At 37.8% G+C, this 24,729-nt stretch carries 27 protein-coding genes; 13 read left to right on the top strand and 14 right to left on the bottom strand.

Going from position 1 to position 24,729, the window contains the following annotated elements; genetic code table 11:
* Window positions 1–11 precede the first annotated feature (11 nt).
* The gene (locus tag WBW42_RS13620) at window positions 12–386 is read right to left on the bottom strand and encodes a DUF2750 domain-containing protein (RefSeq protein ID WP_005802084.1); all 375 of its coding nucleotides are present in this window, start codon (window positions 384–386) and stop codon (window positions 12–14) included.
* A gap of 199 nt (window positions 387–585) precedes the next feature.
* Complete coding sequence (locus tag WBW42_RS13615) at window positions 586–819, bottom strand: SEL1-like repeat protein (RefSeq protein ID WP_002121063.1); 234 nt, start codon at window positions 817–819, stop codon at window positions 586–588.
* A 216-nt stretch (window positions 820–1,035) separates the two neighbouring features.
* Here WBW42_RS13615 and WBW42_RS13610 point away from each other — a divergent pair, with 216 nt between their 5' ends.
* The 6 genes from WBW42_RS13610 (at window position 1,036) to WBW42_RS13585 (ending at window position 5,335) form a co-directional block, all read left to right on the top strand.
* Window positions 1,036–1,395 (top strand): hypothetical protein, encoded by a 360-nt coding sequence (locus WBW42_RS13610; protein ID WP_002120892.1) that lies wholly within the window; start codon window positions 1,036–1,038, stop codon window positions 1,393–1,395.
* Between the two features lie 99 nt (window positions 1,396–1,494).
* A complete protein-coding gene (locus tag WBW42_RS13605) occupies window positions 1,495–1,821 on the top strand; it encodes a hypothetical protein (RefSeq protein ID WP_005068977.1) in 327 nt (108 codons plus the stop codon).
* Between the two features lie 120 nt (window positions 1,822–1,941).
* Window positions 1,942–3,054 (top strand): signal recognition particle-docking protein FtsY, encoded by a 1,113-nt coding sequence (gene ftsY / locus WBW42_RS13600; RefSeq protein WP_005068978.1) that lies wholly within the window; start codon window positions 1,942–1,944, stop codon window positions 3,052–3,054.
* Window positions 3,055–3,243: 189 nt separating this feature from the next.
* Window positions 3,244–3,840 (top strand): nitroreductase family protein, encoded by a 597-nt coding sequence (locus tag WBW42_RS13595; RefSeq protein WP_032055947.1) that lies wholly within the window; start codon window positions 3,244–3,246, stop codon window positions 3,838–3,840.
* Between the two features lie 220 nt (window positions 3,841–4,060).
* Entirely contained in the window at window positions 4,061–4,732 is a 672-nt protein-coding gene (locus WBW42_RS13590) for a YccT family protein (RefSeq protein WP_032055949.1), read from the top strand.
* Window positions 4,733–4,810: 78 nt separating this feature from the next.
* Window positions 4,811–5,335: a GNAT family N-acetyltransferase gene (locus WBW42_RS13585; RefSeq protein ID WP_032055951.1), complete on the top strand. Its 525-nt coding sequence runs from the start codon at window positions 4,811–4,813 to the stop codon at window positions 5,333–5,335.
* A 12-nt stretch (window positions 5,336–5,347) separates the two neighbouring features.
* On the opposite strand, the gene WBW42_RS13580 is transcribed toward WBW42_RS13585, so the two are convergent.
* The 8 genes from WBW42_RS13580 to WBW42_RS13545 form a co-directional block, all read right to left on the bottom strand.
* Complete coding sequence (locus WBW42_RS13580; RefSeq protein WP_004791954.1) at window positions 5,348–5,647, bottom strand: cyd operon YbgE family protein; 300 nt, start codon at window positions 5,645–5,647, stop codon at window positions 5,348–5,350.
* Entirely contained in the window at window positions 5,648–5,749 is a 102-nt protein-coding gene (gene cydX, locus WBW42_RS13575; protein ID WP_000270276.1) for a cytochrome bd-I oxidase subunit CydX, read from the bottom strand. It abuts the gene before it with no gap.
* Window positions 5,750–5,759: 10 nt separating this feature from the next.
* Window positions 5,760–6,905, bottom strand: a complete 1,146-nt coding sequence (gene cydB / locus WBW42_RS13570; RefSeq protein WP_032055954.1) for a cytochrome d ubiquinol oxidase subunit II — start codon at window positions 6,903–6,905, stop codon at window positions 5,760–5,762.
* A complete protein-coding gene (locus WBW42_RS13565) occupies window positions 6,902–8,488 on the bottom strand; it encodes a cytochrome ubiquinol oxidase subunit I (RefSeq protein ID WP_284105359.1) in 1,587 nt (528 codons plus the stop codon). The genes cydB and WBW42_RS13565 overlap by 4 nt, the downstream gene beginning before the upstream one ends.
* Window positions 8,488–8,682 carry a cytochrome oxidase putative small subunit CydP gene (cydP, locus tag WBW42_RS13560; RefSeq protein ID WP_005073962.1) on the bottom strand — a complete coding sequence of 65 codons (195 nt, stop codon included), beginning with the start codon at window positions 8,680–8,682 and terminating at the stop codon, window positions 8,488–8,490. Before cydP ends, WBW42_RS13565 begins: the two co-directional genes overlap by 1 nt.
* Window positions 8,683–9,060: 378 nt before the next feature.
* Window positions 9,061–9,669 (bottom strand): OB-fold-containig protein, encoded by a 609-nt coding sequence (locus WBW42_RS13555; protein ID WP_002121106.1) that lies wholly within the window; start codon window positions 9,667–9,669, stop codon window positions 9,061–9,063.
* A gap of 25 nt (window positions 9,670–9,694) precedes the next feature.
* Window positions 9,695–10,003, bottom strand: coding sequence for a Rieske (2Fe-2S) protein (locus WBW42_RS13550; RefSeq protein WP_002121079.1), 309 nt, complete (start codon window positions 10,001–10,003; stop codon window positions 9,695–9,697).
* A gap of 16 nt (window positions 10,004–10,019) precedes the next feature.
* Window positions 10,020–11,024 carry an adenosine kinase gene (locus tag WBW42_RS13545; protein WP_017480985.1) on the bottom strand — a complete coding sequence of 335 codons (1,005 nt, stop codon included), beginning with the start codon at window positions 11,022–11,024 and terminating at the stop codon, window positions 10,020–10,022.
* Between the two features lie 382 nt (window positions 11,025–11,406).
* On the opposite strand from WBW42_RS13545, the gene WBW42_RS13540 reads away from it, so the two are divergent.
* Window positions 11,407–14,346: an insulinase family protein gene (locus WBW42_RS13540; RefSeq protein ID WP_032055962.1), complete on the top strand. Its 2,940-nt coding sequence runs from the start codon at window positions 11,407–11,409 to the stop codon at window positions 14,344–14,346.
* Between the two features lie 21 nt (window positions 14,347–14,367).
* Window positions 14,368–15,519, top strand: coding sequence for a phospholipase A (locus WBW42_RS13535; protein ID WP_002120916.1), 1,152 nt, complete (start codon window positions 14,368–14,370; stop codon window positions 15,517–15,519).
* A gap of 39 nt (window positions 15,520–15,558) precedes the next feature.
* Here the strand turns inward: WBW42_RS13535 and WBW42_RS13530 are convergent, their stop codons facing one another.
* The 3 genes from WBW42_RS13530 to ilvA all read right to left on the bottom strand — a co-directional run bounded on the left by WBW42_RS13530 (window position 15,559) and on the right by ilvA (window position 19,257).
* Window positions 15,559–16,896, bottom strand: coding sequence for a TrkH family potassium uptake protein (locus tag WBW42_RS13530; protein ID WP_032055964.1), 1,338 nt, complete (start codon window positions 16,894–16,896; stop codon window positions 15,559–15,561).
* An 18-nt stretch (window positions 16,897–16,914) separates the two neighbouring features.
* Window positions 16,915–17,565, bottom strand: a complete 651-nt coding sequence (locus tag WBW42_RS13525; RefSeq protein ID WP_005069007.1) for a potassium channel family protein — start codon at window positions 17,563–17,565, stop codon at window positions 16,915–16,917.
* A 144-nt stretch (window positions 17,566–17,709) separates the two neighbouring features.
* Window positions 17,710–19,257 carry a threonine ammonia-lyase, biosynthetic gene (ilvA, locus tag WBW42_RS13520; RefSeq protein WP_014206951.1) on the bottom strand — a complete coding sequence of 516 codons (1,548 nt, stop codon included), beginning with the start codon at window positions 19,255–19,257 and terminating at the stop codon, window positions 17,710–17,712.
* 101 nt (window positions 19,258–19,358) lie between these two features.
* Between ilvA and rpiA the strand changes: the two genes are divergently transcribed.
* Window positions 19,359–20,030: a ribose-5-phosphate isomerase RpiA gene (gene rpiA / locus WBW42_RS13515; RefSeq protein WP_032055966.1), complete on the top strand. Its 672-nt coding sequence runs from the start codon at window positions 19,359–19,361 to the stop codon at window positions 20,028–20,030.
* A complete protein-coding gene (locus tag WBW42_RS13510) occupies window positions 20,030–20,710 on the top strand; it encodes a YgjP family zinc-dependent metalloprotease (protein ID WP_032055968.1) in 681 nt (226 codons plus the stop codon). Before rpiA ends, WBW42_RS13510 begins: the two co-directional genes overlap by 1 nt.
* On the opposite strand, the gene WBW42_RS13505 is transcribed toward WBW42_RS13510, so the two are convergent.
* Window positions 20,707–22,227, bottom strand: a complete 1,521-nt coding sequence (locus WBW42_RS13505; protein ID WP_032055970.1) for a hypothetical protein — start codon at window positions 22,225–22,227, stop codon at window positions 20,707–20,709. The two genes, WBW42_RS13510 and WBW42_RS13505, sit on opposite strands and share 4 nt — an antisense overlap.
* Before the next feature lie 184 nt (window positions 22,228–22,411).
* Between WBW42_RS13505 and argC the strand changes: the two genes are divergently transcribed.
* The 3 genes from argC to clpS all read left to right on the top strand — a co-directional run bounded on the left by argC (window position 22,412) and on the right by clpS (window position 24,724).
* Window positions 22,412–23,467, top strand: a complete 1,056-nt coding sequence (argC, locus tag WBW42_RS13500; RefSeq protein WP_016805956.1) for an N-acetyl-gamma-glutamyl-phosphate reductase — start codon at window positions 22,412–22,414, stop codon at window positions 23,465–23,467.
* 75 nt (window positions 23,468–23,542) lie between these two features.
* Window positions 23,543–24,301 (top strand): DUF6776 family protein, encoded by a 759-nt coding sequence (locus WBW42_RS13495; RefSeq protein ID WP_014206946.1) that lies wholly within the window; start codon window positions 23,543–23,545, stop codon window positions 24,299–24,301.
* A gap of 9 nt (window positions 24,302–24,310) precedes the next feature.
* Window positions 24,311–24,724: an ATP-dependent Clp protease adapter ClpS gene (gene clpS / locus WBW42_RS13490; protein ID WP_002121129.1), complete on the top strand. Its 414-nt coding sequence runs from the start codon at window positions 24,311–24,313 to the stop codon at window positions 24,722–24,724.
* Window positions 24,725–24,729: the final 5 nt, after the last annotated feature.

Here is a 24,729-nt window from a genome sequence, read left to right as displayed (position 1 = left end):
TAAAGAAAAGTTTACGCTCCTTGCCAATTCGGATGTTTGAAAAAGAAATGCTGCATTTGCTGAGTAGATAACTTTAATTTTCTATGAGATGAATTAAACAAAGCAGGAGTGACGTTGAGTCGAGTTAAAGTTGGTAATAAAGACTCATGGAAATCTTTAGGTGTAATTCTTCTTGGTTTGTAATGTGGCCAATGCTCTTTTGCGTAGCGATGTGCCTGTAAGCCATTAAGCCAAAAAGGAAAAATAAAGTCTTCCTGATCTGATTTAATTGCCCATCCTTGATGAAATAATCCCCAAAGAACCCCGCAATACATCATGGTTCTTAAAATATAAATCTTAATCATCAAGTCTCTTGAAACCGGTTGTAGATTACTTAAACTTTTCATTGTGAATTTAAAGGTTCTAACTTGTCTTGCTTATTATAAAAAAATCAGATGACATTTCAGTTTAAACAGGTATCAAATCGTAAACAAATATTCCAGCTGTGAAATTCATATCCTTTACTTCAAGTGGCTAAAGTTTTAGATAAATTGCTAGTTTTACTTATTTCCAGACGTAAAAAAACGCCACCTAAGTGACGTTTCTTTATGCTTGCATTGTGGCTAACTTTTGCCAATATTGTGCTTTAAGTGAGTCACGTTCAACACGGAAACCTTGATAATACAATTCAGCTAAAAACAGAGCAGCTTTACCGTGCCCAGCGCGAGCAACTTCTTCTAACTGTGCAACTGCATCCTGAAAATTCATTTGAGAGTGAATTGTGTTTACTGCAGTTGCGTACACATGTTCTAAATCATGATGAGAGATACGTTGAATCATAGAAAACTCCTTATTGTAATTATGATTACTTTTTCTAAAGGCCGCTGCCTTTAAATTAATTTAACTTAGAATTATTAAACTAATATTACAAATTAATGGATTTGTCAACTATTGGTGCATACCAGTTAATTCACTATTAGGATACATGATTAAACATTATTCACAAATAATTTTGAGTAAAATCAATATGAGAATAAAAGACAAGGAGAATAAAATATGACAAATACTATCGATGGCTTTGTTTTTGATACTCCACCTAGAGAGGAACAAATCATAGAACTAGCCCATTATCATCGTAAACTATTAGATGAAGCGATCTTTCATCAAGAGATCCATTTAGGGGATTATTGTCTTGCTCAGCGCAAAAGAGTATTTGACTTTGCACGGCATTTGGAACCTGCACAAAAAAACTGGTTTTATCAAGTTTATGATGGTGAACTGAGAAAAATTGCCGACGAAGACGAATTGCATCCAGCCGATGCTGAAGAAGGGTTAAGTATTTTTGCGATGTTTTTAGTCTTGGTGATTATTGCAGCAATTTTATACTTTTCCGTCATTCGTTCACTAATAAGCTAAGTATTATGATCCAGTAAGGTACGATTCTTGGCCTTACTGGATGTTTGATCTTGTGCATATGAGTATTGAACCCTACACTACACTAATTCGAGGTAGGTCATGCTCATATTCAAACAAAATTTTCTTAAATTAAAATCTGAGTTAAAAGTTGATCAATGTTTTAACCTATTTGTGGTTATTGTCATTGGTTGTATTTTTGTGCTGTCATATTTAGCATTACTTCGGCCTATTAGTCAGGAACAATATCAACGAATTATACAACTCTCTCATCAAGCCACTTATCCTAAAACTCAGGATATGGCTGAGCTGCTAATAGCTCAATCAGAAATTCATAGAGCAGAGTATTTAAAGTTAATGCATGCATATCAATTTGAAGGTGCTCATATTAGACAATATCCAGCACTTGCTCAGGAAGATACTCAGTAAATGGGTTAATCAGGCTAAATCTTGGTTTCCAAAGCTTTTTGAGCACTATTGTGGCAGGCAAAATTTTGAATTTATGCTAAACTTTATCTTTTTAAACGCGCTGCTTTTCAAGGAATCCGCATGGAGCAACAATCGAATATGCAAAATAAATTCTTGATAGATGCTGAGATCGGTGATGACGATGTCACATTACCTAATTTACCTGCTATCGATGTTCCCATCGTTGAATCTCCTGCTAAATCACAAGAAAATATTGAAGTAGCCAAAGACGAAGTGGCTTCTACAGGAACAGCGGCTGAACAACCAAAAACTGGTTTTTTTGGCCGGATGAAAGAAGGCTTAACCAAAACTCGTCGTAATTTCGCTGATGGTATGGTCAATATCTTGATTGGCGGAAAGGAAATTGACGATGAGTTACTTGAAGAAGTCGAAGAGCAATTATTGGTTGCAGACATTGGTGTTGAAGCAACTAAAACCATCATTACCAATTTAACAGAGCGTACAGCTCGTGGTGATTTGATCTATTCCCACTCTTTATATAAAGCGTTACAAGAAGAGTTAGTTGCTTTGTTGGCTCCACGTGTTAAGCCATTACATATTGACCCTAATAAATCACCGTATGTGATTTTGATGGTTGGGGTAAATGGAGTAGGTAAAACTACAACTATTGGTAAATTGGCTAAACGTTTACAAGGTGAAGGTAAAAAAGTGATGTTGGCTGCTGGTGATACATTCCGCGCCGCAGCAACTGAGCAATTACAGATCTGGGGTGAACGTAACGATATCTCTGTAGTAGCGCAAGGTCATGGAGCTGATAGTGCTTCTGTTATTTTTGATGCCTTTGAAAGTGCTCGTGCTAAAGGAATTGACGTATTAATTGCGGATACGGCAGGTCGTTTACATAATAAGAGTAACTTGATGGAAGAACTCAAAAAAGTTAAACGTGTTATGCAGAAAATTGATGCAACTGCACCTCATGAAATTATGTTGGTGGTAGATGCAGGAACAGGTCAAAACGCGATTAACCAAGTACAAGAGTTTGATCAAGCTGTAGGTTTAACGGGTATTACCATTACCAAGTTGGATGGAACAGCTAAAGGTGGTGTACTCTTTAACATTGCGAGCCGCACCCATGTGCCAATTCGTTTTATTGGTGTAGGTGAAAAAATTGATGATTTAAGACCATTCTCGGCTAAATCTTTTGTTGCTGCGCTGTTTGAAACTGATAAGTAAATTGCTTGATAACCCTAAAAAGCTTCACTAAATCGTGAAGCTTTTTTTATATGTATATCTTTTATTATTGTTGCGAAAATAAAACGAACTGTCATATTTTTAATGCTGATTATGAAAAATGACTTTAATACACTGTACTCATTCCCAAACAACGACCCTTGGTCAAATCAATAGGTAGGAAATAACAAAATGTCTACTTTCTTAGATAAAATTAAAAACCGTCGTACAATTTATGCAATTGGTAAAAACGTTGCATTAGATCACACTAAAATTGAAGAAACTATCCGTGAAGCAGTTAAACATAGTCCTTCAGCTTTTAACTCACAATCTTCACGTGTAGTGACACTATACGGTGAATCTCATGCTAAATTCTGGAATTTAGTTCGTGAAGCTTTACGTAAAATTGTTCCTGCAGAAGCTTTTGCTGGTACAAATGCAAAAATTGATAGCTTTGTAGCTGGTGTTGGTACGGTTTTATTTTATGAAGACCAAGCTGTTGTTAAAAGCTTACAAGAGCAATTCGAACTATATGCAGACAATTTCCCTGTATGGTCTGAACACTCAAGTGCAATTGCTCAATTTGCAACTTGGACTGCGCTTTCAGAGCTTGGTTTAGGTGCATCTTTACAGCACTATAACCCAATTGTCGATGCAGACGCAGCTGAAGCATTTGATGTTCCTGCAACTTGGAAATTACGTGCTCAATTAGTATTTGGTTCGGTTGAAGCACCAGCAGGTGAAAAAGCATTTATTAATGATGCTGATCGTTTCAAAACTTTCAATTAATTTAATTGAAATTAAAAAAAGCATCTATTTTAGGTGCTTTTTTTATGTTTTTAGAATGAAGAGGAAGAATACATAAAACGAAAATTTATGAAATTCAAATGCATATTTCAAAATAATAAATCAAGAAATTAGTCGATAACTGCTTTGTCATAAAATAGTCACAATCATATTGCATATTGCTCATGATTTAATAGCTTATCAAACACAGAGAAAGAGACAGATGACTTTAAGATTAGGTGTTGCTGCAATTGGTTTATTACTCAGCGGTTCGGTATTTTCAGCAGTTACAATTACAGCACCAGAGGAAATTGTAATCCTTGCGGTGAATGGTCAGGAAGTCAACTCTGGGTTATTTCGTTCATCTAAAAATAATTATAAAGTCGATGCTGGTGAAACAAGCTTAAGTGTGCGCTATCAAGAATACTTTGAACATTTAAGCGGGGAGCATGACATTGTTAAATCTGGAGTAGTCACAATTCAAACTCCAGTACTCAAAGATGGGCAAACTTATAAGCTTTCGATGGTAGATGCACCAAAGCAATTTGAACAAGCAAAGAAATATGCTGAGCAACCAACTGTGGCTTTGTACAGCGCAAATAATGAATTAATCGTACAACAAACTGGTGCAAACAATGAGGCAAAACCATGGTTTGCAACGGGTTTATTAGGAAAAGTCACTGACTTTACGACTAAATCATCTAAATCGCAGCCTGAGGCAGTGTATGCCTCTGCTAAACCTACTTCTGTTCAGGTGGCTGTACCAGCTCCAACATCTATGCCAGTAACGGGTGTAGCCCAAACGAATGATCAACGTTTAGTAGAAACTTGGCAAAAAGCTTCTAAAGCTGAGCGTCAAAAATTTATGGCATGGTTAGCTGAACAATCAAATTAATTTATTGCTATTTAAAATAAAGCCGATTTAATATCGGCTTTATTTTTAGAATTTTTATAAATAGCCTAAGTATATTTTATGAATAATTTAAATTTCCGCTCAGCTCAATTTCCTGATATTCCACAACTCGTAGTTTTAATTAATAAGTCCTATCGAGAACAACAAGATAGAAGTTGGACAACAGAACTTGATTGGGTAGAAGGACAGCGTATTACAGAGTTTCAATTAGAAGCACAACTACAACTTAGGAATTCAACATTATTGATAGCAGAAACTTCTGTTTCCAAGCTTATTGCTTGTATTGGGCTTACATTTGAAAATAATCAGGTTGAGATTGGAACATTTTGTACTGATCCTCAAGTTCAAAATATGAGAGTGGGTCGATCTGTTTTAGAATATGCAGAGCAATATGCATTGAAAGAAGATCCCCATCTGACCAGCGCCTTAATGTATGTGCTAGATGTCCGTTCTGAATTGATCGCTTATTATGAAAGACGTGGATATATGAAAACGGGTAATAAGCAGTCATATCCGGTTGAAGCAAATGTAGGGGTGCCAAGGGTCCCTATTAAATTGGTTGAAATGAAAAAAGACCTCAGATGAGGTCTTTTTAATTTAGGTTAGAAACCAGATGTAATAACCTAAAAGCATGAGAGGCCAAGCCACCCATGGGCTAAATAGCCATTTCCATAACCAGAAGTTGGGTACGAAACCCACTCCATAAATAAAACCACCAGAAATACCAATCATCACCAGCATAAGCTGGCTATGATTGTAGTGTCCGTTAGCATCTAGCATGAGTGAAGGATAAACCAACAAAATTGCAGCAAGAGGCAATGCCAACAGAAAAGAAAGGGCCATTGCAAATGCTTGAGCTTTTCGATGATTTGATGCTGTCATTGCTTTTGCCATCATTTATTCCTCATCTAAATTTTGATGATGTTCGATATAAAGTGCACTGAGTACACCCGCAAAACATGCCATCAAAATGCCTAGGATCCATGCGAAATACCACATTGTGTTCTCCTTAATACAAGCTATGCGAGTTTGACTCGATGTGTTTGTTGGTAATGACTCCCCACATTTTGTAATAAGACCAACTGGTATAGATCAAAATAAGAGGAACAAAAATGCAGGCTGCGACAGTCATAACGCCTAAAGTAAGGTGACTTGATACAGCATCCCACATCGTCAAACTAGAATTAGGGTTGATACTAGATGGAAGCAGGAACGGAAATAAGGCAAAGCCAGCAGTTAAAATTGCTCCAACAATCATTAAACTTGTGCCAGTAAAACTTAAGCCTGCTTTTGCTTTTGAAGATGCAAAAATTGCAATGATTGCACCTAAGATGGCAAGAACTGGAGCAACTTTAGTCACTGGATAGGTGCTGTAATTATTCATCCAACCAGGATTGCTATTAGTCACCACTTCTTTAGCTAAAGGGTTGAGTGCAGCATTTGGATCTATAGCAACAGCATAGCTATAACCCGGCATTTGCCCAAAATACAGCCATGCTCCAATTACAAGGAAACAAATTAAAAAGATAATTGCCATAATTTGAGTAGCTTTGGCAGAGCGCTGTTTTAAAGCTTCATCAGTACGTAGCATGAGCCATGCACCGCCATGTGCACAAAGCATAGACAGACTTACCACACCGCAAACTAAAGCAAAGGGGTTAAGAAGGGCAAAAAAGCTGCCTGTATATTCAGAGCGTAAAGTGCTATCTAAACTAAAAGGAATACCTAAAAACAAATTACCGAAGGCCACACCAAACACAAGCGCTGGAACAGCACCACCGATGCACAGACCCCAGTCCCAAGAGTTACGCCATTTGGTATTTTCAAGTTTAGAACGATAATCAAAACCTACGGGTCTTAGAAAAAGTGCAAATAAAACTAACAAGAGTGCCCAGTACATGCCTGAGAAAGCGACTGAGTAAACCATTGGCCATGCAGCAAATAGTGCACCACCCGCTGTAATAAACCAAACCTGATTACCATCCCAGTGTGGGGCAATGGTATTGATTGCAGCACGGCGCTCACTATCGGTTTTTCCAACGAAAGGCATGAGAGCCATAGACCCCATATCAAAGCCATCAGTCAGAGCGAAGCCGATCAGAAGTACGCCAACTAACACCCACCAAATGATTTTCAATAATTCATATTCAATCATGATAAGGCCTCCCCATTAGCTGTTGCTTTCGGTTCTTGCTTTTCAAAATGATATTTGCCAGTGTGTAGAGAGCTTGGTCCTAAGCGAGCAAATTTGATCATTAAATACATTTCAATAATCAAAAGAGCCGTGTAGAACGCTGCTAGCGCAATAATCGAACCCCATACGTCACCAGTACTTAAACTAGAAGTAGAGAGGTGGGTTGGTAGAATTTCACCAATAGACCATGGTTGACGACCACCTTCAGCTACATACCAACCAGTTTGTGCAGCGATCCAAGGAAGCGGAAGAGCAAACAATGCATATTTCAGGAGCCAAGGTTTATTTTCAGCATTTCTTTTTGCTACAGCCCAAGTCGCTAAAATGAAAAGTAATAGCATTAAGAAGCCAGAGGCAACCATCGCGCGGAAAGAGAAAAATAGCGCTGTAACTTTTGGAACAGTATCTTTTACAGCAGCTTTAATATTTTGCTCGCTTGCATCAACTACATTGGGTGCATATTTCTTAAGAAGTAGGCCATAACCTAAATCTTTTTGATTTTTTTCAAAAGAGGCTAATAACTCTGGTGAACGATCACCTGCACGTAATTTTTCAAGTTCGGCATAGGCAAGCATACCGTTGCGAATACGAACTTCATGCTGTTGCATGAGATCTTTAAGACCAGTAACTTCTTTGGTTGTTGAACGAGTTGCAATTAAACCTAATGCATATGGAATTTTAACTGCATAATCTGTCCGCATTTCTTCATGGTTTGGTACACCAAACAAAGTAAACGGAGCAGGAGCAGGGTGAGTATCCCATTCGGCTTCGATCGCAGCGAGTTTAGTTTTTTGAACATCACCGAGCTCATAGCCAGATTCATCACCTAACAGAATCACTGAAAGTGTAGATGCAAGACCGAAAATGGCAGCAATTGCAAATGAGCGACGTGCGAAAGGAAGATCACGTTTTTTAAGTAAGTAATAGCTTGAGATGGCAAGTACAAAAATTGCACCAGTTACATAGCCCGCAGAAACGGTATGTACGAATTTCACCTGAGCTACAGGGTTAAAGATAAGCGCGCCGAAATCAACTAATTCCATACGCATGGTTTCAAAGTTAAATGCAGCACCTACTGGGTTTTGCATCCAACCATTCGCCACTAAAATCCAGAGTGCTGACATGTTAGAACCTAGAGCGACTAACCACGTTACGCCTAGATGCTGAACCTTACTTAAACGGTCCCATCCAAAGAAAAATAGACCTATAAATGTAGACTCAAGAAAGAATGCCATAAGGCCTTCAATTGCTAATGGAGCACCAAAAATATCACCTACATAGTGTGAGTAATAAGCCCAGTTTGTTCCAAATTGGAACTCCATGGTTAAGCCAGTTGTTACCCCTAAAGCAAAGTTAATACCAAATAATTTTCCCCAAAATTTAGTCATATCCTTGTAAATTTCTTTACCGGAAATGACATAAGTGGTTTCCATGATGGCAAGGATAAATGCCAAACCTAGAGTTAAAGGGACGAAAAGAAAGTGATACATTGCGGTCATCGCAAATTGAAACCGCGAAAGATCAACCACGCTTTCAGAAATCATCAACGTGTCTCCTTAATGTGGGAAATGTTATCGCCAGCAATATGCTCGGCGACCTGATTGTCAAAATTTTTGGGGATGGTGGGAGCATCAAACCAAATATGTTTGATCGTTAAAAGAAGCACTATTTTTATTATTAGAATAATAGTGATTTCTTTAACTAAACGACCATTAAGATTTTTAAAATTAAGGCTCATAAATTAAACCTCATTTGATATTAATTTTATTATTAATCAAAATATAATAAAAATAAACATTAAATATATTTTAAATGAATATTTAAATAATTAATTTATATAAAACAATCACTTAATATTTTAAAATAAATACTATACTAAAATAGTTTGAATTAATTATTAAATCCTACTAAAACACTTGTAAATAAAAATATTAAGTTTATTAAAATGGTTTGTTTTAATTTAATACCAACTAAAATGGTTGTATATTATATTTACAAATTATATTTCAAACTAAAATGGTTGGAATAATAAATAATTAATTAAAAAGAAAATAATAAAATATAGGCGTAATAAAGACTGCTAAAAGCAGTAAGTGAATAGAATAATAGTAAGAATTTAATCGGGAGCGAAAAGATCGTTTGATACAGAAATTTTCTTGGCTACATAATGACTTTTATGCACTCTGACAAGGATAACCTGAGAGTATAATTCGAGTTCGCCGTATTCTGGTTCGACTTGAACGTAGTGGAGCTGGCCGAATTCATCACGCACTCGCGCTTGGGCAGAAAACCCAGGTCTAGCATTACCACTGGAAACCGTCGCTAATCGTCCTAAAAGATTATAATTTGTATGAGTAAGCTTTGGTTTAATTACTTGGTCAAGGCAGTGAATCATGAATACAGTAAAAAAGATTGCGATGACAAGGGCTGGGACGATTAAATAAAATGGTGAAATAAAATAATGCTGGATTGCAAAGAAAGAAAGCTGTAAAAAATAACCTGCAAAACTGAAGTTGATTAGTAAAAAAACGAAAATTAAGGCTTTAGAAAATTTAACGTTAAGTAGTGGTGAGTTAGAAAGCCAAACAGGCGCAATTTTTTTGAGTAATTGACTTGGACGAAGTCCAATATACATACCAATGGTTTCTACCACGCTGAGTAATATCAAAGCCACTACACTTAAGTGAAATGGCATAAGATAATAATTGAAAAAGAAATCAGCCATGGCAGAAACTCTAATGTTGATCGCTTCAGTCTACGATATAGATACCGCCATCTGAATGTACTTTAATCTCAACTTTATTTAAAAAATCACCTAAACATGGTCCTGAGATACATTCGCCTGTTTCCACAGTGAATAAAGCACCATGGGTAGAACATTGAATATATTCTTGGTCTTGATCCAGAAATTGATTTTCTAAATATTCAAGCTCTGTTTGCAAGTGAGGGCATAGGTTTTGATAAGCATAGAATGCGCCATCACGTTGCGTAATGAAAATAGTAGTTCCTTGTAAAGTGTCAAAAGCTCTAGCTTCACGCTCAGGAACTTCTTCCGTCATACAGATCCTTTCCATTTCAAGCACATTCCTTCTGAAAATTTTCAAGAAGTTTAGCATAATCATTAATTGCTAAACGTGGGCCAAACTGAGAAACAACCTCACTAGAAATCAAGACAGCCAACTGTGCAGCAGCATTCAAATCTTGATGATGGTTTAGGGCGTATAGGAATGCGCCTGCAAATGCATCACCCGCACCATTGGTATCAACGGCTTCTACATGACGGCCTGCCACATGGAAATGTTGAGTAGAGTTAGAAACTAAAGCACCTTTAGCACTTTGTGTAATGACTACTGTATGATTTTTAAAACGTAATTGAGCAAGAGCATCTTCAACAGTTGTTGTATTTGTATACATTAAGGCTTCTTGTTCATTACAAAATAGTAAATCTACGCCATCATCCATGAGCTCTTCTAAGCCTTCGCGAGCGTATTGCACCATGGCAGGATCTGAAAGAGATAAAGCAATCTTAACGCCATTTGCTTTTGCAATTTCTCTGGCTTGTTTTACAGCTTTGCGCGCTGTTTCACTTGTAGAAAGATAACCTTCAATATAAAGCCATTTTGCTGTTTTTAACGGTTCAAAGTCGATTTGATCTTGAGAAAGTTCAGCAGTGATGCCTAAATAAGTATGCATTGTACGTTCAGAGTCAGGACTAATGAGTACCATGCAGGTACCTGTCACGCCTTCACTGATTGATTTTGGAGTGGTTTGGATGCCAGCTTCATTTAAACCTTGCAGATAAATTGAACCCAAATCATCGTTACCAACGCGGCAACCATAAAAAGCACTTCCACCTAATGCACTAAAGGCTACAGTAGTATTCGCAGCAGAACCACCACTTGCTTGACCTTTATAATCTTGATGCTGTTTTAACTCCGCATAAAGAGCAGATTGAGTGTCGCCATCGGACAACTGCATGGTGCCTTTTTGCAAACCTTGTTGACTAAGAAAATCATCAGACACTTTAAATTCTTGGTCGATTAATGCATTACCAATTGCAAAAAGATCTACAGTTGCCATATGTGTTGTCACAAAATAAAAAAATCAGGTTGCTAAGTTTACACCATTGCTTGGATTTGCTGTAGTTTGTTGAATAAAATTCAGTTAAATCAAAAATTAGTGGAAAAATATTATTGTGTGAAAATTCTTTAGACTCACAAATAGCTCGTTGAGATAAAATTGATCAGCTTTTTTATTCAATGTCTATCATATACATAGAATTAAAAGCTTTTGTTCTGTTAGGATAAAACATTCATGGCTATGTGCTTGATATCAAAGCTGTGCCAATGAAAACTAATACTCAACAAAAACATAGTATTTTACTTGGCTTTTGTTCGCCAATCTCAAGCTGACTCAGGCTATAATGAGACTTATTCACTTATCCGATATGTTAGGAGATCACATGACTGTAGATGTCACTGAAACCATTTCTCAAACTGTTCACCCTGCGTTTCAGTTGCTACGTCAGCACCATGTAGAAGCATTAGATATTTTAGTGTCTGAATATAAGCATAAAGTCACAGGTGCGGTGCATTATCACTTGGCAACTGATTATGATGAAAATGTATTTCTTGTTGCTTTTAGAACCCAGCCTATGGACTCTAAAGGCACGGCACACATTTTAGAACATACGGCTTTGTGTGGATCTGAAAAGTTTCCGGTACGTGATCCATTCTTTTTAATGATTCGTCGTTCTTTAAATACTTTTATGAACGCATTTACAGCAGCAGATTGGACAGCATATCCATTCGCTACTCAAAATAAAAAAGATTTTCAAAACTTACTTTCTGTTTATCTTGATGCGGCATTTGCTGCCAATTTGAATCCACTTGATTTTGCTCAAGAAGGTATTCGTATTGAACTTGAAAATGGTCAACCTGTATATAAAGGTGTTGTTTTTAATGAAATGAAAGGTGCAATGAGTGCGCCGTCTGATCAACTTTATCATCAGTTGGCTCATCATTTATTTCCTGAAACGACCTATCATTACAACTCAGGTGGTGATCCGAAAGATATTCCTGATTTAACGTATGAGCAGTTAGTCGATTTTTATAAAGTACATTACCACCCAAGCAATGCTGTATTCATGACCTTTGGTAATCAGACAGCATATGAACTACAAGAGCAGTTTGAAAAACTAGCCCTACACAAGTTTTCTGCGGGAACAACTTTATACTCTAAGCCTGAAAAACGTTTAGCTGCACCAATTGAAGTAACAGAGAACTACGGTGTTGATAGTGATGATTTAAAAGATAAAACTTATCATGTTCTATCTTGGTTATTACCGGAAGCAAATGACATTAAATTGCGTTTAGGAATGCGTTTAGTCGAAGGGATTTTATTAGAAAATTCGGCTTCGCCACTGCGTCATTACTTAGAAACTTGTGGTTATGCTCAATCTACAGGTCCATTAATGGGCGTAGACGATAGTAATTTTGAAATGACTTTCTACTGTGGTGTTCAAGGTTCAAATCCTGAACATGCGCAAAGCTTTAGAGATGGTGTTTTAAATATTCTGCGTGATGTTGCTGCAAAACCAATTGATAGTAATTTAGTCGATGCAATTTTGCATCAAATCGAGTTACATCAACGTGAAATTAATGGTGATGGTACACCGTATGGTTTAAGTCTAATTTTAAATGGCTTAAGTGGTGCGATTCACCATAATGATCCAATCCAAATTTGGGATGTTGACAGCGCAATTGCACAAGTTAAAGAAGAGTTGAAAGACCCAATGTGGTTATCAAATCTGATTCAAACACATTTGCTCGACAACCCTCATCGCGTACAGATGACTTTAGTTCCAGACCCGACCAAGTCTGTAAAAGAGCAGGAAGCGGAAAAAGCTCGTTTAGCGGCTATTGGTGAAAAGCTAACAGATGCTGATAAGGCTGAAATCATTGCTAAGACTAAGGCTTTAGAGGAACGTCAGGACACTCCTGATAATCTTGAGTTATTGCCAAAAGTAGGTTTGGAAGATGTACCTGCTGACTTGCATATTGTGCAAGGTCAGTTACGCGAAATTATTTGTAATCGTATGGATACGCCGTTGAACTTGTACCATGCGGGTACTAACGGCATTTACTATCAACAAGTACTCATTCAGATTCCTGAAGATATTGTGAAGTCACCTTACTTCAATTTGCTTTCTATTTTGATGGGTGATGTGGGTGCAGGCGAATATGGCTATCTTGAACTACAAAACTTACAAACTGCTGTAAGTGGTGGTTTAGGAATGGGCGCTTCTTTACGTAGTAAAGTTGATGATAAAGATAAAATTAGTGCTTGGCTGACTTTAACGACTAAATCGTTGACTCAGAAATTTGATGCAATTCATTTATTAAAATTAGCATTTGAACAGCTTCGATTTGATGAGAAAGAACGAATTATCGAGTTACTGCAACAACGTAAAACACGTTGGCAATCTCGTTTATCTGGTTCAGGTCACAGCTATGCGATGCAGATTGCTTCTCGTAACATGAGTGCCCTGGCTCAACGTGACTATCAAAACACGGGTTTAGGTGCATTGAATTGGTTGGGTGAGCTTGTTACTAAAATTACCCAAGATGATGCCGCTTACGATGAGCTGATTGCAGAATTAAAACGTATTCATAGTAAGTTGTTGCAAGCGCCTAAACAGTTCTTACTTGTCTGTGAAGAACATCAATCTGAACGTTTGGTTGAAGAAATCCAGAATGTTTGGGATAAATTAAATGTTGATACAGCTACAGCTGAGTTAACTCAAGTAGAACAAGCTAATGATAATAATCATGAAGCGTGGTTAATTCAGGCCAATGTTCAATTCTGTGCGTCTGCATATCAAGCCGTAGAAGTATCACATCCAGATGCGGCTCCATTAATGGTATTGGCAGCTTATTTACGTAACGGATTCTTGCACAGTGCTATCCGTGAAAAAGGTGGTGCTTATGGCGGCGGTGCTAGTTATGATGGAAATGCTTGTTCATTCCGTTTCTTTAGCTACCGTGACCCACGTTTAGCAGAGACGTTTAAAGACTTTGAAGCAAGCGTGCAATGGTTATTAAATACAGAGCAACAACCTCATCAGCTTGAAGAAGCAATTCTTGGTTTAATGGCAAGCATGGATAAACCAGGCTCTCCAGCAGGTGAAGCGATTACAGCATGTTATGCATTGTTGCATGCGAGAACACCAGCTTTCCGCCGTACTTTGCGTGAAAGATTGTTGCATGTAACATTGGATGATTTAAAACGTGTTGCTCGTCAATATTTAGTAGAGCAAACTCCTGTAAAAGCTGTAGTTGCGCCATTTGCTAAACGTGATGAATTGCAGCAATTAGGTTTTACCATTCAACAAGTTAATTAAAATAAAAATTGGAGATTGAACATGGCGTTCAAACAATTTGAACGCACATCTTTACAGCTAAGCATGGGAATCGTGCTTAGCTGTTTATGTGCGTCTGTAACATATGCTGATACCTTAGCTCCAGCAAACCCTGCCACAGTTGATGCATGTGTTGCTCTTGCTTCGAATGCCGATCGTCTGGCTTGTTACGACTCTGTATTTAAACCAGCAGCTCTACCTGTTGTGCAAGCCGCTGTAGTACCTGAGCCTGTTAAAAAAATCGATCAGCCTGCTGTTCAACCAGAAACATTTAAAGAGAAGGTTGTAGATACAGTCAGTAATATTAAAGTGATTGGTAAAGCGCCTACACTTGAGCCTACTACTTCTTTGCTAGATCAACGTTGGGAGTTATCTGAAAAAAGTAAACTCGGTGTTTGGAATATTCGTGCTTATCAGCCAGTCTATTTACTACCTGTATTTTGGACTAGTGATAAGAATGAATTCCCGAGTAGTCCAAATCCAAATAACACTGTAACGGATGCTCAGAATCTGAAATCAACAGAAAGTAAGTTTCAGATTTCTTTGAAAACCAAAGCTTGGGAAAATATTTTTGGAAATAATGGTGATTTGTGGGTAGGGTATACACAATCTTCACGTTGGCAGACATTCAATGCTGAAGAATCTCGCCCATTTCGTGAAACGAACTATGAGCCAGAAGCAAGTTTAATGTTTAGAACGAACTATGAATTGCTTGGTTTAGATGGGCGTTTGCTTGGAGTTACCTTAAACCATCAGTCAAATGGTCGCTCAGATCCATTATCTCGTAGTTGGAACCGTGTAATTTTTAATGTTGGATTGGAGCGTGGTAATTTTGCTTTAATGCTTCGTCCATGGATTCGTCTTGAAGAAGATAGTAAAGATGATAATAATCCGGATATGGAAGATTACATTGGTCGTGGTGATTTAACAGCGTTTTATAAGTGGAAGCAGAATGACTTCTCTTTAATGCTGCGTCATTCATTGAAAGGTGGTGATGACTCTCATGGTGCTGTGCAATTTGACTGGGCTTTTCCAATCAGTGGCAAGTTACGCGGACATTTCCAGTTGTTTAACGGTTATGGTGAAAGCCTAATTGATTATAACCATCGAGCAACTTATGCTGGTTTGGGTGTATCGCTCTTGAATTGGTACTAAGAAGCTATAAGAAAAGCCGCTTTTAAAGCGGCTTTTTTATTATCCAATTTGAATATTGGCTTGAGGATGTTTGAGTCGACTCTTTTTCGGAGTAGCGATTAAATAGGCGAGTGTTAAAGGTCCAAGCCTTCCAGCAAACATGAGTAGGCTTAAAATGAATAAACTACCGTTATGTAAATCTGGTGTGATTCCACGAGAGAGACCCACTGTACATGCCGCTGAAACAACCTCAAAAAGCAAGTTCATAAAATCTGCTTTAGGTTCTAAGAGCAAAAGAGTAAAGAAGCCTATAAAAATCAGTATGCTCGTAATAGCAGTCACTGCTAATGCTTTATAGGTCGTTTCGTGAGATACAGAGTGGTTAAATATTCTAATTTCATCTGTACGGCGTAAAAATGAAATTACACTAAGTACTAAGATGACAAAGGTGCCAACTTTGATTCCACCAGCTGTACTCAGTGAACCACCACCAATAAACATTAGTAACATCATTAGTAATGAGCTACTGTTGGTCATTGCACCTGTATCAATGGTATTGAAGCCTGAAGATCGTGGAACGGTTGCCTGAAACCAAGCGTTTAATGCTTGTTCACCTGAGTTTAACATCCCTAAAGTCGCGGGATTTTGAGCTTCTAAAGCCCATATTAAAATAAAGGCAACGAGGTTAATAATTGCAATGGTGGTAAGAATAAGTTTGCTATTTGGCGTTAGTTTTTTCCATTTTTTGTTTTGTTTAATATCCATGAGCACTAAAAAACCAAGACCACCTAAGGTGTAAAGGATGCTAATGGTTATACAAATAATATAGTTACTTTGGAAATTCATTAAACTATTGGAAAATAATGAAAAACCAGCATTGTTGAATGAGGAAATACTGTAAAAAGCCGCATAATATAAACCACGAGCAAAGCCATAGGTTGGTGTAAAAGCGGTAGTAAGAATAACTGTACCAATCAGCTCAAAAATAAGAGTATAGGTGACAACGCCTTTAGCAACAAAGGTAACTTTTGATAGGCTTGTTTGCCCGAGACTATCTTGAGCCATCATTTGCTGTTTAAGACCAACTTTTGGTGACAAACTTAATGCGGCCAATATCGCAAAAGTCATAAAACCTAAACCGCCAGACTGGATCAGTAATAAAATAATAGTTTGCCCAAAGAGAGTAAAAGACTCATGAATATTTAAAACAGATAGACCAGTAATGGTAACTGCTGAGGTGGCTGTAAAAAGCGCATCCATCCAACTGACATTGCCTGTATTCGCAAATGGCAATTTAAGCAATAAAGTGCCAAAAGTAATAAAGCCTAAAAACCCTAGCGCTAAAAGTGAAGGAGGGCTTAAATTTAACGTTTTATGAGGCTTGGGATATATAGACATATTCTAGAGTTCGTTTTCTTATAAGAAGCAATTAGAAAGTTTCTTTAACTGTGATAAATGACCTTCTAAAATAAGAATATCATGTGTTTGCAAAGTGAAATTTTCTTCAGTCTCAAACAAAATTTGCTGCTGTCTTTTCACGAGCAATGTTTTGACTTGAGGTGCCTGCTGCATAATGCCATATAAATTGATGCCGTTAAGCTTATCTGGGATTTCAATCTTGATAATGTAATGGTCATCTTCTAAAGACATATAGCGGCTTACCATAGGGTAGTTCAGAGCTTGAGCAACTCTTACGCCCATATCTTCTTCAGGATGAATAATCTTATTGATATTAAGGTGTGACAAAATGGTGTGATGAGCTTTGGTTTTTGCTTTTACCCAAATTTTATCAATTCCTAAATTTTTTAAGTTCAACACACACAAAATACTGGCTTCAATATCTTCACCAATTGCGACTACAACAGCATCACAATTTTGGATATTCAATTCGTCAAGCACATGTTCATCGGTAGCGTCAGCAATGACGGCATGAGTTAAAACGTCGGCAAGATTTTCGACATTCTTTTTTACCGTATCGATGCCAATAACATCATGATTCAATTTTGTGAGTTCTTGAGCAACTGTGGCTCCAAAACTACCTAAGCCAATGACTGCAAACTGTGCCATGTTGGTCCTTTTTTCCGAGTTAGATCATTATTTTTAAGGATATTTTCTTTAAGATAAAGAGATGCAATGTAAAGATGATAGAAATATAAAAAGATTGTATAAAAAAGCCGACAACTTTGTCGGCTTCTTCATCAAAATTAAAGATTATTTTAAGAAGCGTTTATAGCCGACGTTATCAGTAATTTCTGCATACGGATAATTAATCTGCTCGAGAGTCTCAATCAATCCATCAGGGTTTTGTTTAGCATCTGTTGCTTGTAAGCCAACTAATACACGACCTTCAGCAGCGCCGTGATTACGGTAATGGAAGAGGGTAATGTTGTGGGTTGGACCTAAACGAGTTAAGAAGGTTAAGAGCGCACCAGGTCGTTCAGGGAACTCAACACGGAACAATCTTTCATCATCTAGATTTGCATGACCACCAATTAAATAACGAATATGTAATTTGGCAACTTCATCGTCAGAAAGGTCATCTACAATATAATCTTGCTGTTTTAATTGTTCCAAAATTTCATGGCGCTCTGCATCTCCACCTTTTAAACTAATACCGACGAATACTTGTGCTTCCTCTGTATTGTTTGCTCGGTAGTTAAACTCAGTAATATTGCGGCCTTGTAAAGCACGGCAGAAGCCTAAGAATGCGCCTTTTTCTTCAGATAAGGTAACTGCATAAATCGCTTCGCGTTGCTCACCTAACTCGGTACGCTCAGCAATATAACGGAGGCGGTCAAAATTCATATTGGCGCCGCACACAATCGACACCATATTTTTATTACTGATTTTATGTTCGTGAATATATTTTTTGATACCCGCTAAAGCCATTGCGCCAGAAGGTTCAACAATGCTGCGGTTTTCATCAAATGTGTCTTTAATTGCTGCACAAATTTCATCTGTATTCACAGTCACAATATCAGGATCAACAATCGGTCCTGAGTTATCAGATTTGCGCAAACGAATAATATCAAAAGGTAAAGCACCAATTTGGGCAACAGCCGTACCATCTGCAAATAAGCCCACGTGTGGCAAAATTACACGTTCATTTGCTTCTAAAGCTGCCTTTAAACAAGCAGACTCTTCATATTCAACGCCAATAACTTTTACATGCGGTGCAACTTCTCCAAGGTAAGCTGCTACGCCTGAAATAAGGCCACCACCACCTACGGCAACAAACACGTACTCTACATCACGCCATTGACGTAAAATTTCATTGGCAATTGTGCCTTGACCTGCAATGACAAGTTCATCGTCATAAGGTGGAATAAATACAAGACCTTCAACTTCAGCACGTTGTTGAGCATATTTATTTGCGATATCAAAGCTATCGCCATGTAATACGACTTGACCACCTAAGCGTTTAACAGCCTGAACTTTAATGTCAGGTGTTGTGCTTGGCATAACAATAATAGCGGGAATTCCTAGTCTTTGTCCTGACAAAGCTACGCCTTGAGCATGGTTACCAGCAGAGGCGCAAATTACTCCGCGTTCAAGTTGTTCTTTTGGTAATTGACTAATACGGTTATAGGCACCGCGTAATTTAAAAGAAAAAACGGGTTGTAAATCTTCACGCTTAAAACGAATTGTATTGTTTAATTTTTGACTAATTCGTGGAGCTGCTTCGAGAGGTGTTTCAATTGCAACATCATAAACCGTTGCTTGTAAAATTTGTCGTACCACACGAGACAGCATGTTCATCTTCCCTATAACAGTTTAAAATAGGAAATTATTGTAGCAAACCCTTGTGCATTTGCGCCGTTTATTGGCGCATAAATGTCAAAAAATAGTTGAGTGATGTAATGAGCCTATATGCAACCCAAGATGAAAAGAAACAAGCTGCTGCGAAAGCTGCTTTAAAACACTTACCCAAAGGTGGCATTTTGGGTATTGGGACTGGAAGTACCGTAAACTTTCTAATTGATTTATTACCTGAATTACAATTAGAAGCGGCTGTGGCAAGTTCTCAAGCAACTGCTGATCGCCTTAAAAAACTTGGTATTGAAGTGGTTGATATGAACCATGTAGGTAGCCTAGATGCCTATGTTGATGGTGCAGATGAGATTGATCGCCATATGCATATGATTAAAGGTGGTGGTGCTGCATTAACACGTGAGAAAATCGTTGCATCAATCGCTAAGAAATTTGTATGTATTGTTGATGATTCAAAATGGGTTGATCAACTTGGACGTGATTTCCCATTACCAGTAGAAGTTATTCCAATGGCACGTTCAGCTGTAGCTCGTAAATTGGTAAGTTTGGGTGGTGATCCGGTTTATCGTGAAGGTGTAGTTACAGATAACGGTAATGTTATTTTGGATGTTTTCAATCTTAATATTTTAAATGCTATTGAGCTGGAAAAAACAATTAACAATATTCCTGGTGTGGTAACTAACGGTATCTTCGCCTTAAATCCGGCAACGATTGCAATTGTTGCAACGAATAATGGTATTGAAGAGCGTACAGCACAGTAATGTCTGCAAAAATGCCAGAGATTAAAATCGTTCGACACGTAAGAGCACGAAAATTGCGCTTACGTGTTGAGCCTGCTTCAATCCGTCTTACGGTTCCTTTATTTTGTAGTAAAAAACAAATTCAGCATTTTTTAGCACAATCTGAACAATGGTTAACCGAGACATGGAATAAGCAACAAAACGTCCAATCGGCATCCATTGAAATTCCTTCGGAAATTTATTTCTTTAATAAAGAACAGCCATTTCAAGTGATTGTTCAAAAGCAGCATCGTGTTTTTCAATTCGACTGGGAAAACAATTCTTTATTTATTAAAAACACACAGCCATATTTGGCATTGCAAAACGCAGTTATTGCCTATGCGAAACAAGAATTACCAGAGCTTTTAAAAGAATTAAGTGAGCACACTCATTTGGCTTATAGGGAGTGTACAATTCGCCGCCCGAAAACTCGGTGGGGAAGTTGTAGTAGTCAGCATAATATTATGCTACATGCAGGACTGGTACTTATGTCACACGAAATTGCTCGCTATGTGGCTATTCATGAGTTAGCGCATACTAAACATTTTGACCATAGTCCTGCATTTTGGGCAGAAGTTGAAAAATACGATCCATATTTTCAAAAACACCGCAGACAACTTAAATCAAATCCATTGCCTGCATGGTGGTATGTTTCAGCTTAACTAAAGGTACATTCTAGTTGAGGTGTTTGTAAGCTATCGGGTGCTTTCCGGCTATCTAAACCTGCTTTAGCACTAATAATTTTATTTGCTTTAATAGATAATTGGATAAAGTTGTATTGTTGCGTCGTGTTATTTGGTTCGGCTGAACTTGAATTGAGTAAATAACTTGAACTAGCAGCATCTGTTTGCAATAAATTATCGGTACTATCAGCACTTAAAGCAGCACGATAAATTTGTGAACCTTTACTTAAGTCGATTTGACCGTTCGCGCGAAAATTAAGCTGACATCCAGTTGAGGTGTCTTCATAGTGGCCCACTAAATAGTCTGTAGCTGGTAGGTTTGGATCTGATAGGTTGATGCTAGTTAAGCCTTGTTTGCATGGATAGCTTGATCCATTACACGTCGCTGTGGTGGTAAACCCAACAGCTCTACGGTAATCTCCAGCACCGTCAATGCGAATGAATGTTGTTGAATTTACAGTAGGAACAATTCCTGTATATTGTTTTTTTTGTAGAAGTTCATAACCCGTCTGATCTAAAGACTGTTGTGAATTAGCCTGAGCCAATTGCAAAGTAGATGCTTTTAGGTTGGTTCCAAAGTAATCGCGCGTTACTTTTTGATTAGCTGCAATATCTAACAGCGTATTTTTTAGTGGATCAATATTATCTGGAGCAGGTGTGAAAATAGGAGTGAAGGATGTTTGATCCCCATGAAGTTTTTTCCCATCCAAAAAGCCATCTTTTAAATCAGTTGCTAAACTTTTAACAAGTTCTTGGTAGGTGTTTGCTCCGCCATGAATCGTTGACCAATATTGTAAGTAACCAAAGCTAAGATAACTATCTACATATGTACTAGGTTTAGTAGTTGAGTATCGCAACAAAGTTAAATTCAGAAGGGAATTAGCTGGACTTAAACTTGGAATGTCACCATCCTTAAACGCATTCATTAACGATTTGTAGACATCTTGAGAAGCTAAATCCACATGTAATTGCTCAATACGGGTTGGGTCAACCGTTTCTTGAGGGAGTTGTCCCGAACGTATGACAGCTCGTTGATAAACTGCTTCACTGCTTGGGCTAATGAATTGGATTCTGCCACTTACACTGTTTGGTGTAATAAATGCATGATAAATACCTGACAAATTTTGGTATTGTGGAGTAATGGGGTCAAACACTTGAGATGAGCTTTGAGTTGTAATTTCTACGCGATATAAACGATTCAATTTTGCAGTAGGAATTTTGACATTAAAGCTATTTAAACTCGCAATTGAAGTATCCACTAAAATAGCATTGTTGGTATTGTCATATACTTTAAGCTGGATATTACGCATTTCTACAGGGGTTTTTAAAGTAACATCAGTTGTTGCTTCAGGTGTAGGGTCAACTGGCGTTGGTGTAGTGGGTGAACTGCCTCCACTACTACCTCCACCTCCGCAACCAGTAAGGGCTACACTTAAAATAAATGTGCTCAAGCCAAGGTACGTGCGTAATTTTGTTTCTTTTGATTGATGAAGCATCCTAGCTCTCCAAAAATTAATCTGGTATTTATTTGCTGATATTTATGTGGTTATGACAGTCCAGTAAGTGCTATCTGATTGTCGCTAAAATTAAAAAAATTAAAATTACTAAGCATGAAATGGTTTTGTAAGCTTGGACATCCTGTCATACTACTGCTCAAGTATAGATTCAAAAATTGAGGTAATGCACGTGATTTCTGTCGGAATTGTTGGTGGAACGGGTTATACAGGCGTTGAACTATTACGTATTTTATTACGACATCCTAAAGCGCAGGTTCGAGTTCTTACTTCACGTACAGAAGCGGGCAAACCAGTTGCAGATATGTTCCCTAATTTACGTGGACATACTGATCTTCAATTTTCAGATTTAAACATTGATGCATTAAAAGAGTGTGATGTTGTATTTTTTGCAACGCCACATGGTGTTGCCATGCAACATGCCAAAGATTTAATTGCAGCTGGAACTAAAGTTATTGATTTAGCAGCAGACTTTCGCTTACAAGATCTTGAACAATTTGAAAAATGGTATGGTATGGAGCATGCTTGCCCAGATGTACTAAAAGATTCTGTATATGGTCTAACTGAGTTAAACCGCGAAAAAATTAAACAAGCTCAAGTTATTGGTAACCCTGGTTGCTATCCGACGACTGTTCAATTAGGTTTAGCGCCACTATTAAAATCAGCACAAGCACTCATTGAAACCAAAAATATTATTATTGATGCGAAGTCTGGTGTTTCGGGTGCTGGCCGTAAAGCAAGCTTGGGCATGATTTATAGTGAAAACGCTGATAACTTTAAAGCATATGGTGTTGCAGGTCATCGTCACCATCCAGAAATTGTAGAAGCCTTAGAAAATATTGCAGGACAAAAGGGCGGGTTTGATGGACTCTTATTTGTTCCTCATCTAGTACCTATGATTCGCGGTATGCTGAGTACAATTTATGTAGATTTGACAGAAGCTGGTAAGCAGACAGACTTACAAGCTTTGTATGAAAACTTCTATGCTAATGAAAAATTCGTAGATGTTATGCCTGCAAATAGTTCACCTGAAACACGTAGTGTACGCGGTGCGAATGAACTTCGTATTGCATTATATAAACCACAACCAAATAAACTGATTATTTTGGCGGCTCAAGATAACCTTGTAAAAGGTGCATCTGGTCAGGCTGTACAAAATATGAACCTTATGTTTGGCTTTAATGAAGATGAAGGCTTACAAGGGATTGGTTTATTACCATAAAAAACTCTTTTTTGCTTCACACACATTTAAATTTCGATTTAAATGTGTGTCTTGACTCTGATCTTGAACACTGAGATGACGATGCAAAACTCTGGACAGACGACTTCAGCAGAAAGTTCGTTGCAAAAGAAAAAATTTTTAAACACCAATAAGCCTTTGTTTATTGGTGCTGCTATTTTAATGAGTGGTTGTTTTGCGCTCGGCTATACAATTGGGCACCGTCAAGGTTTAACTGTTGTTGGTTACGATGCAGATGCGGAGCAATTGGTTGAAGTGGTGCAAAAGCAAAAAACAGCCTTAGATGCAGTTAACAAAAGCCTTAATGCAGCGGTGCAAGAGCGTGATGTGGCTGTGACGAATGCAAATGATCTATTTGAAGCGCTTAATCAAGCGAACGCCGATAAGACTCAGCAAGAAGGTATGAGTAATATCTACCGTGAGATTTTGAGACAGCGCGGTGGTTTGAGCTTAACAATCCAAAATCTGGCAATTAAGCCTTTACCTGAAAATGCTTATGAATATCAACTAGATTTAGTTCAAGTAAGTCCAAGTAAGCGCCGTGCTTTAGGATCGGTTGAAATCAGATTGATCAAAGATACTGAGGTTTTAGTCGTACCACTTGAAGCGAAGAACTTTAACTTTACTGACTTTGAGCGCTTAACAGGTCGTTGGACAATGCCTAAAGGTTTCACGCCTCAATTTATTGAAGTGCGTTTAACTGGTGGCTCTGATACACCGATTATTAAACGTTTTAGTTGGCAGCGTGGTAAACCTGTCGAAACATCTTCTGCTTTCGTGGCAGAAATTCCTCAAGCTGAAGCAAATTCACAATAGTAACATCCTATGCGAACAAATAAGCGTCAAACAAACTTAAAAGATATCAAGGCTTCTTTTCAGCAGTCTGGCTATGTCGATTGGCACTTCCACCCACGCTTAAGTGATTCGCAAAACGAAGATCATGATGGAGAGGTTGTTGTACAAACAGCCCCTCCTGAACTCAAGCGTCCCCCATTATATGCAGTCGTATTAATGAATGACGATTACACTCCAATGGACTTTGTAATTGAAATTTTACAACAATACTTTGCAATGAATCTTGACCAAGCAACTCAAGTAATGCTAACAGTACACTATGAAGGTAAAGGTATTGCCGGAGTCTATCCAAGAGACATCGCGGAAACTAAGGCAAACCTTGTTAATAATTACGCTCGATCGCAAGGTCATCCATTACTTTGCCAGATTGAGCCTAAAGCATAAGGGGG

Source organism: Acinetobacter sp. LT1, assembly GCF_059800965.1.
Note: the sequence above shows the minus strand (reverse complement) of the source record. Positions and strands in the feature narration are given on the sequence as shown.

Coding starts and splice junctions, on each gene's coding strand:
- cydX (WP_000270276.1), bottom strand. CDS start 5,749: ATGTGGTATTTCGCATGGATCCTAGGCATTTTGATGGCATGTTTTGCG.
- ftsY (WP_005068978.1), top strand. CDS start 1,942: ATGGAGCAACAATCGAATATGCAAAATAAATTCTTGATAGATGCTGAG.
- WBW42_RS13525 (WP_005069007.1), bottom strand. CDS start 17,565: ATGGCACAGTTTGCAGTCATTGGCTTAGGTAGTTTTGGAGCCACAGTT.
- WBW42_RS13555 (WP_002121106.1), bottom strand. CDS start 9,669: ATGGCTGATTTCTTTTTCAATTATTATCTTATGCCATTTCACTTAAGT.
- cydP (WP_005073962.1), bottom strand. CDS start 8,682: ATGAGCCTTAATTTTAAAAATCTTAATGGTCGTTTAGTTAAAGAAATC.
- WBW42_RS13565 (WP_284105359.1), bottom strand. CDS start 8,488: ATGATTTCTGAAAGCGTGGTTGATCTTTCGCGGTTTCAATTTGCGATG.
- WBW42_RS13550 (WP_002121079.1), bottom strand. CDS start 10,003: ATGACGGAAGAAGTTCCTGAGCGTGAAGCTAGAGCTTTTGACACTTTA.
- WBW42_RS13540 (WP_032055962.1), top strand. CDS start 11,407: ATGACTGTAGATGTCACTGAAACCATTTCTCAAACTGTTCACCCTGCG.
- ilvA (WP_014206951.1), bottom strand. CDS start 19,257: ATGAACATGCTGTCTCGTGTGGTACGACAAATTTTACAAGCAACGGTT.
- WBW42_RS13510 (WP_032055968.1), top strand. CDS start 20,030: ATGTCTGCAAAAATGCCAGAGATTAAAATCGTTCGACACGTAAGAGCA.
- WBW42_RS13610 (WP_002120892.1), top strand. CDS start 1,036: ATGACAAATACTATCGATGGCTTTGTTTTTGATACTCCACCTAGAGAG.
- clpS (WP_002121129.1), top strand. CDS start 24,311: ATGCGAACAAATAAGCGTCAAACAAACTTAAAAGATATCAAGGCTTCT.
- WBW42_RS13585 (WP_032055951.1), top strand. CDS start 4,811: ATGAATAATTTAAATTTCCGCTCAGCTCAATTTCCTGATATTCCACAA.
- WBW42_RS13595 (WP_032055947.1), top strand. CDS start 3,244: ATGTCTACTTTCTTAGATAAAATTAAAAACCGTCGTACAATTTATGCA.
- WBW42_RS13495 (WP_014206946.1), top strand. CDS start 23,543: ATGACGATGCAAAACTCTGGACAGACGACTTCAGCAGAAAGTTCGTTG.
- WBW42_RS13535 (WP_002120916.1), top strand. CDS start 14,368: ATGGCGTTCAAACAATTTGAACGCACATCTTTACAGCTAAGCATGGGA.
- WBW42_RS13530 (WP_032055964.1), bottom strand. CDS start 16,896: ATGTCTATATATCCCAAGCCTCATAAAACGTTAAATTTAAGCCCTCCT.
- WBW42_RS13615 (WP_002121063.1), bottom strand. CDS start 819: ATGATTCAACGTATCTCTCATCATGATTTAGAACATGTGTACGCAACT.
- WBW42_RS13545 (WP_017480985.1), bottom strand. CDS start 11,024: ATGGCAACTGTAGATCTTTTTGCAATTGGTAATGCATTAATCGACCAA.
- rpiA (WP_032055966.1), top strand. CDS start 19,359: ATGAGCCTATATGCAACCCAAGATGAAAAGAAACAAGCTGCTGCGAAA.
- WBW42_RS13605 (WP_005068977.1), top strand. CDS start 1,495: ATGCTCATATTCAAACAAAATTTTCTTAAATTAAAATCTGAGTTAAAA.
- WBW42_RS13580 (WP_004791954.1), bottom strand. CDS start 5,647: ATGATGGCAAAAGCAATGACAGCATCAAATCATCGAAAAGCTCAAGCA.
- WBW42_RS13590 (WP_032055949.1), top strand. CDS start 4,061: ATGACTTTAAGATTAGGTGTTGCTGCAATTGGTTTATTACTCAGCGGT.
- WBW42_RS13620 (WP_005802084.1), bottom strand. CDS start 386: ATGAAAAGTTTAAGTAATCTACAACCGGTTTCAAGAGACTTGATGATT.
- WBW42_RS13505 (WP_032055970.1), bottom strand. CDS start 22,227: ATGCTTCATCAATCAAAAGAAACAAAATTACGCACGTACCTTGGCTTG.
- argC (WP_016805956.1), top strand. CDS start 22,412: ATGCACGTGATTTCTGTCGGAATTGTTGGTGGAACGGGTTATACAGGC.
- cydB (WP_032055954.1), bottom strand. CDS start 6,905: ATGATTGAATATGAATTATTGAAAATCATTTGGTGGGTGTTAGTTGGC.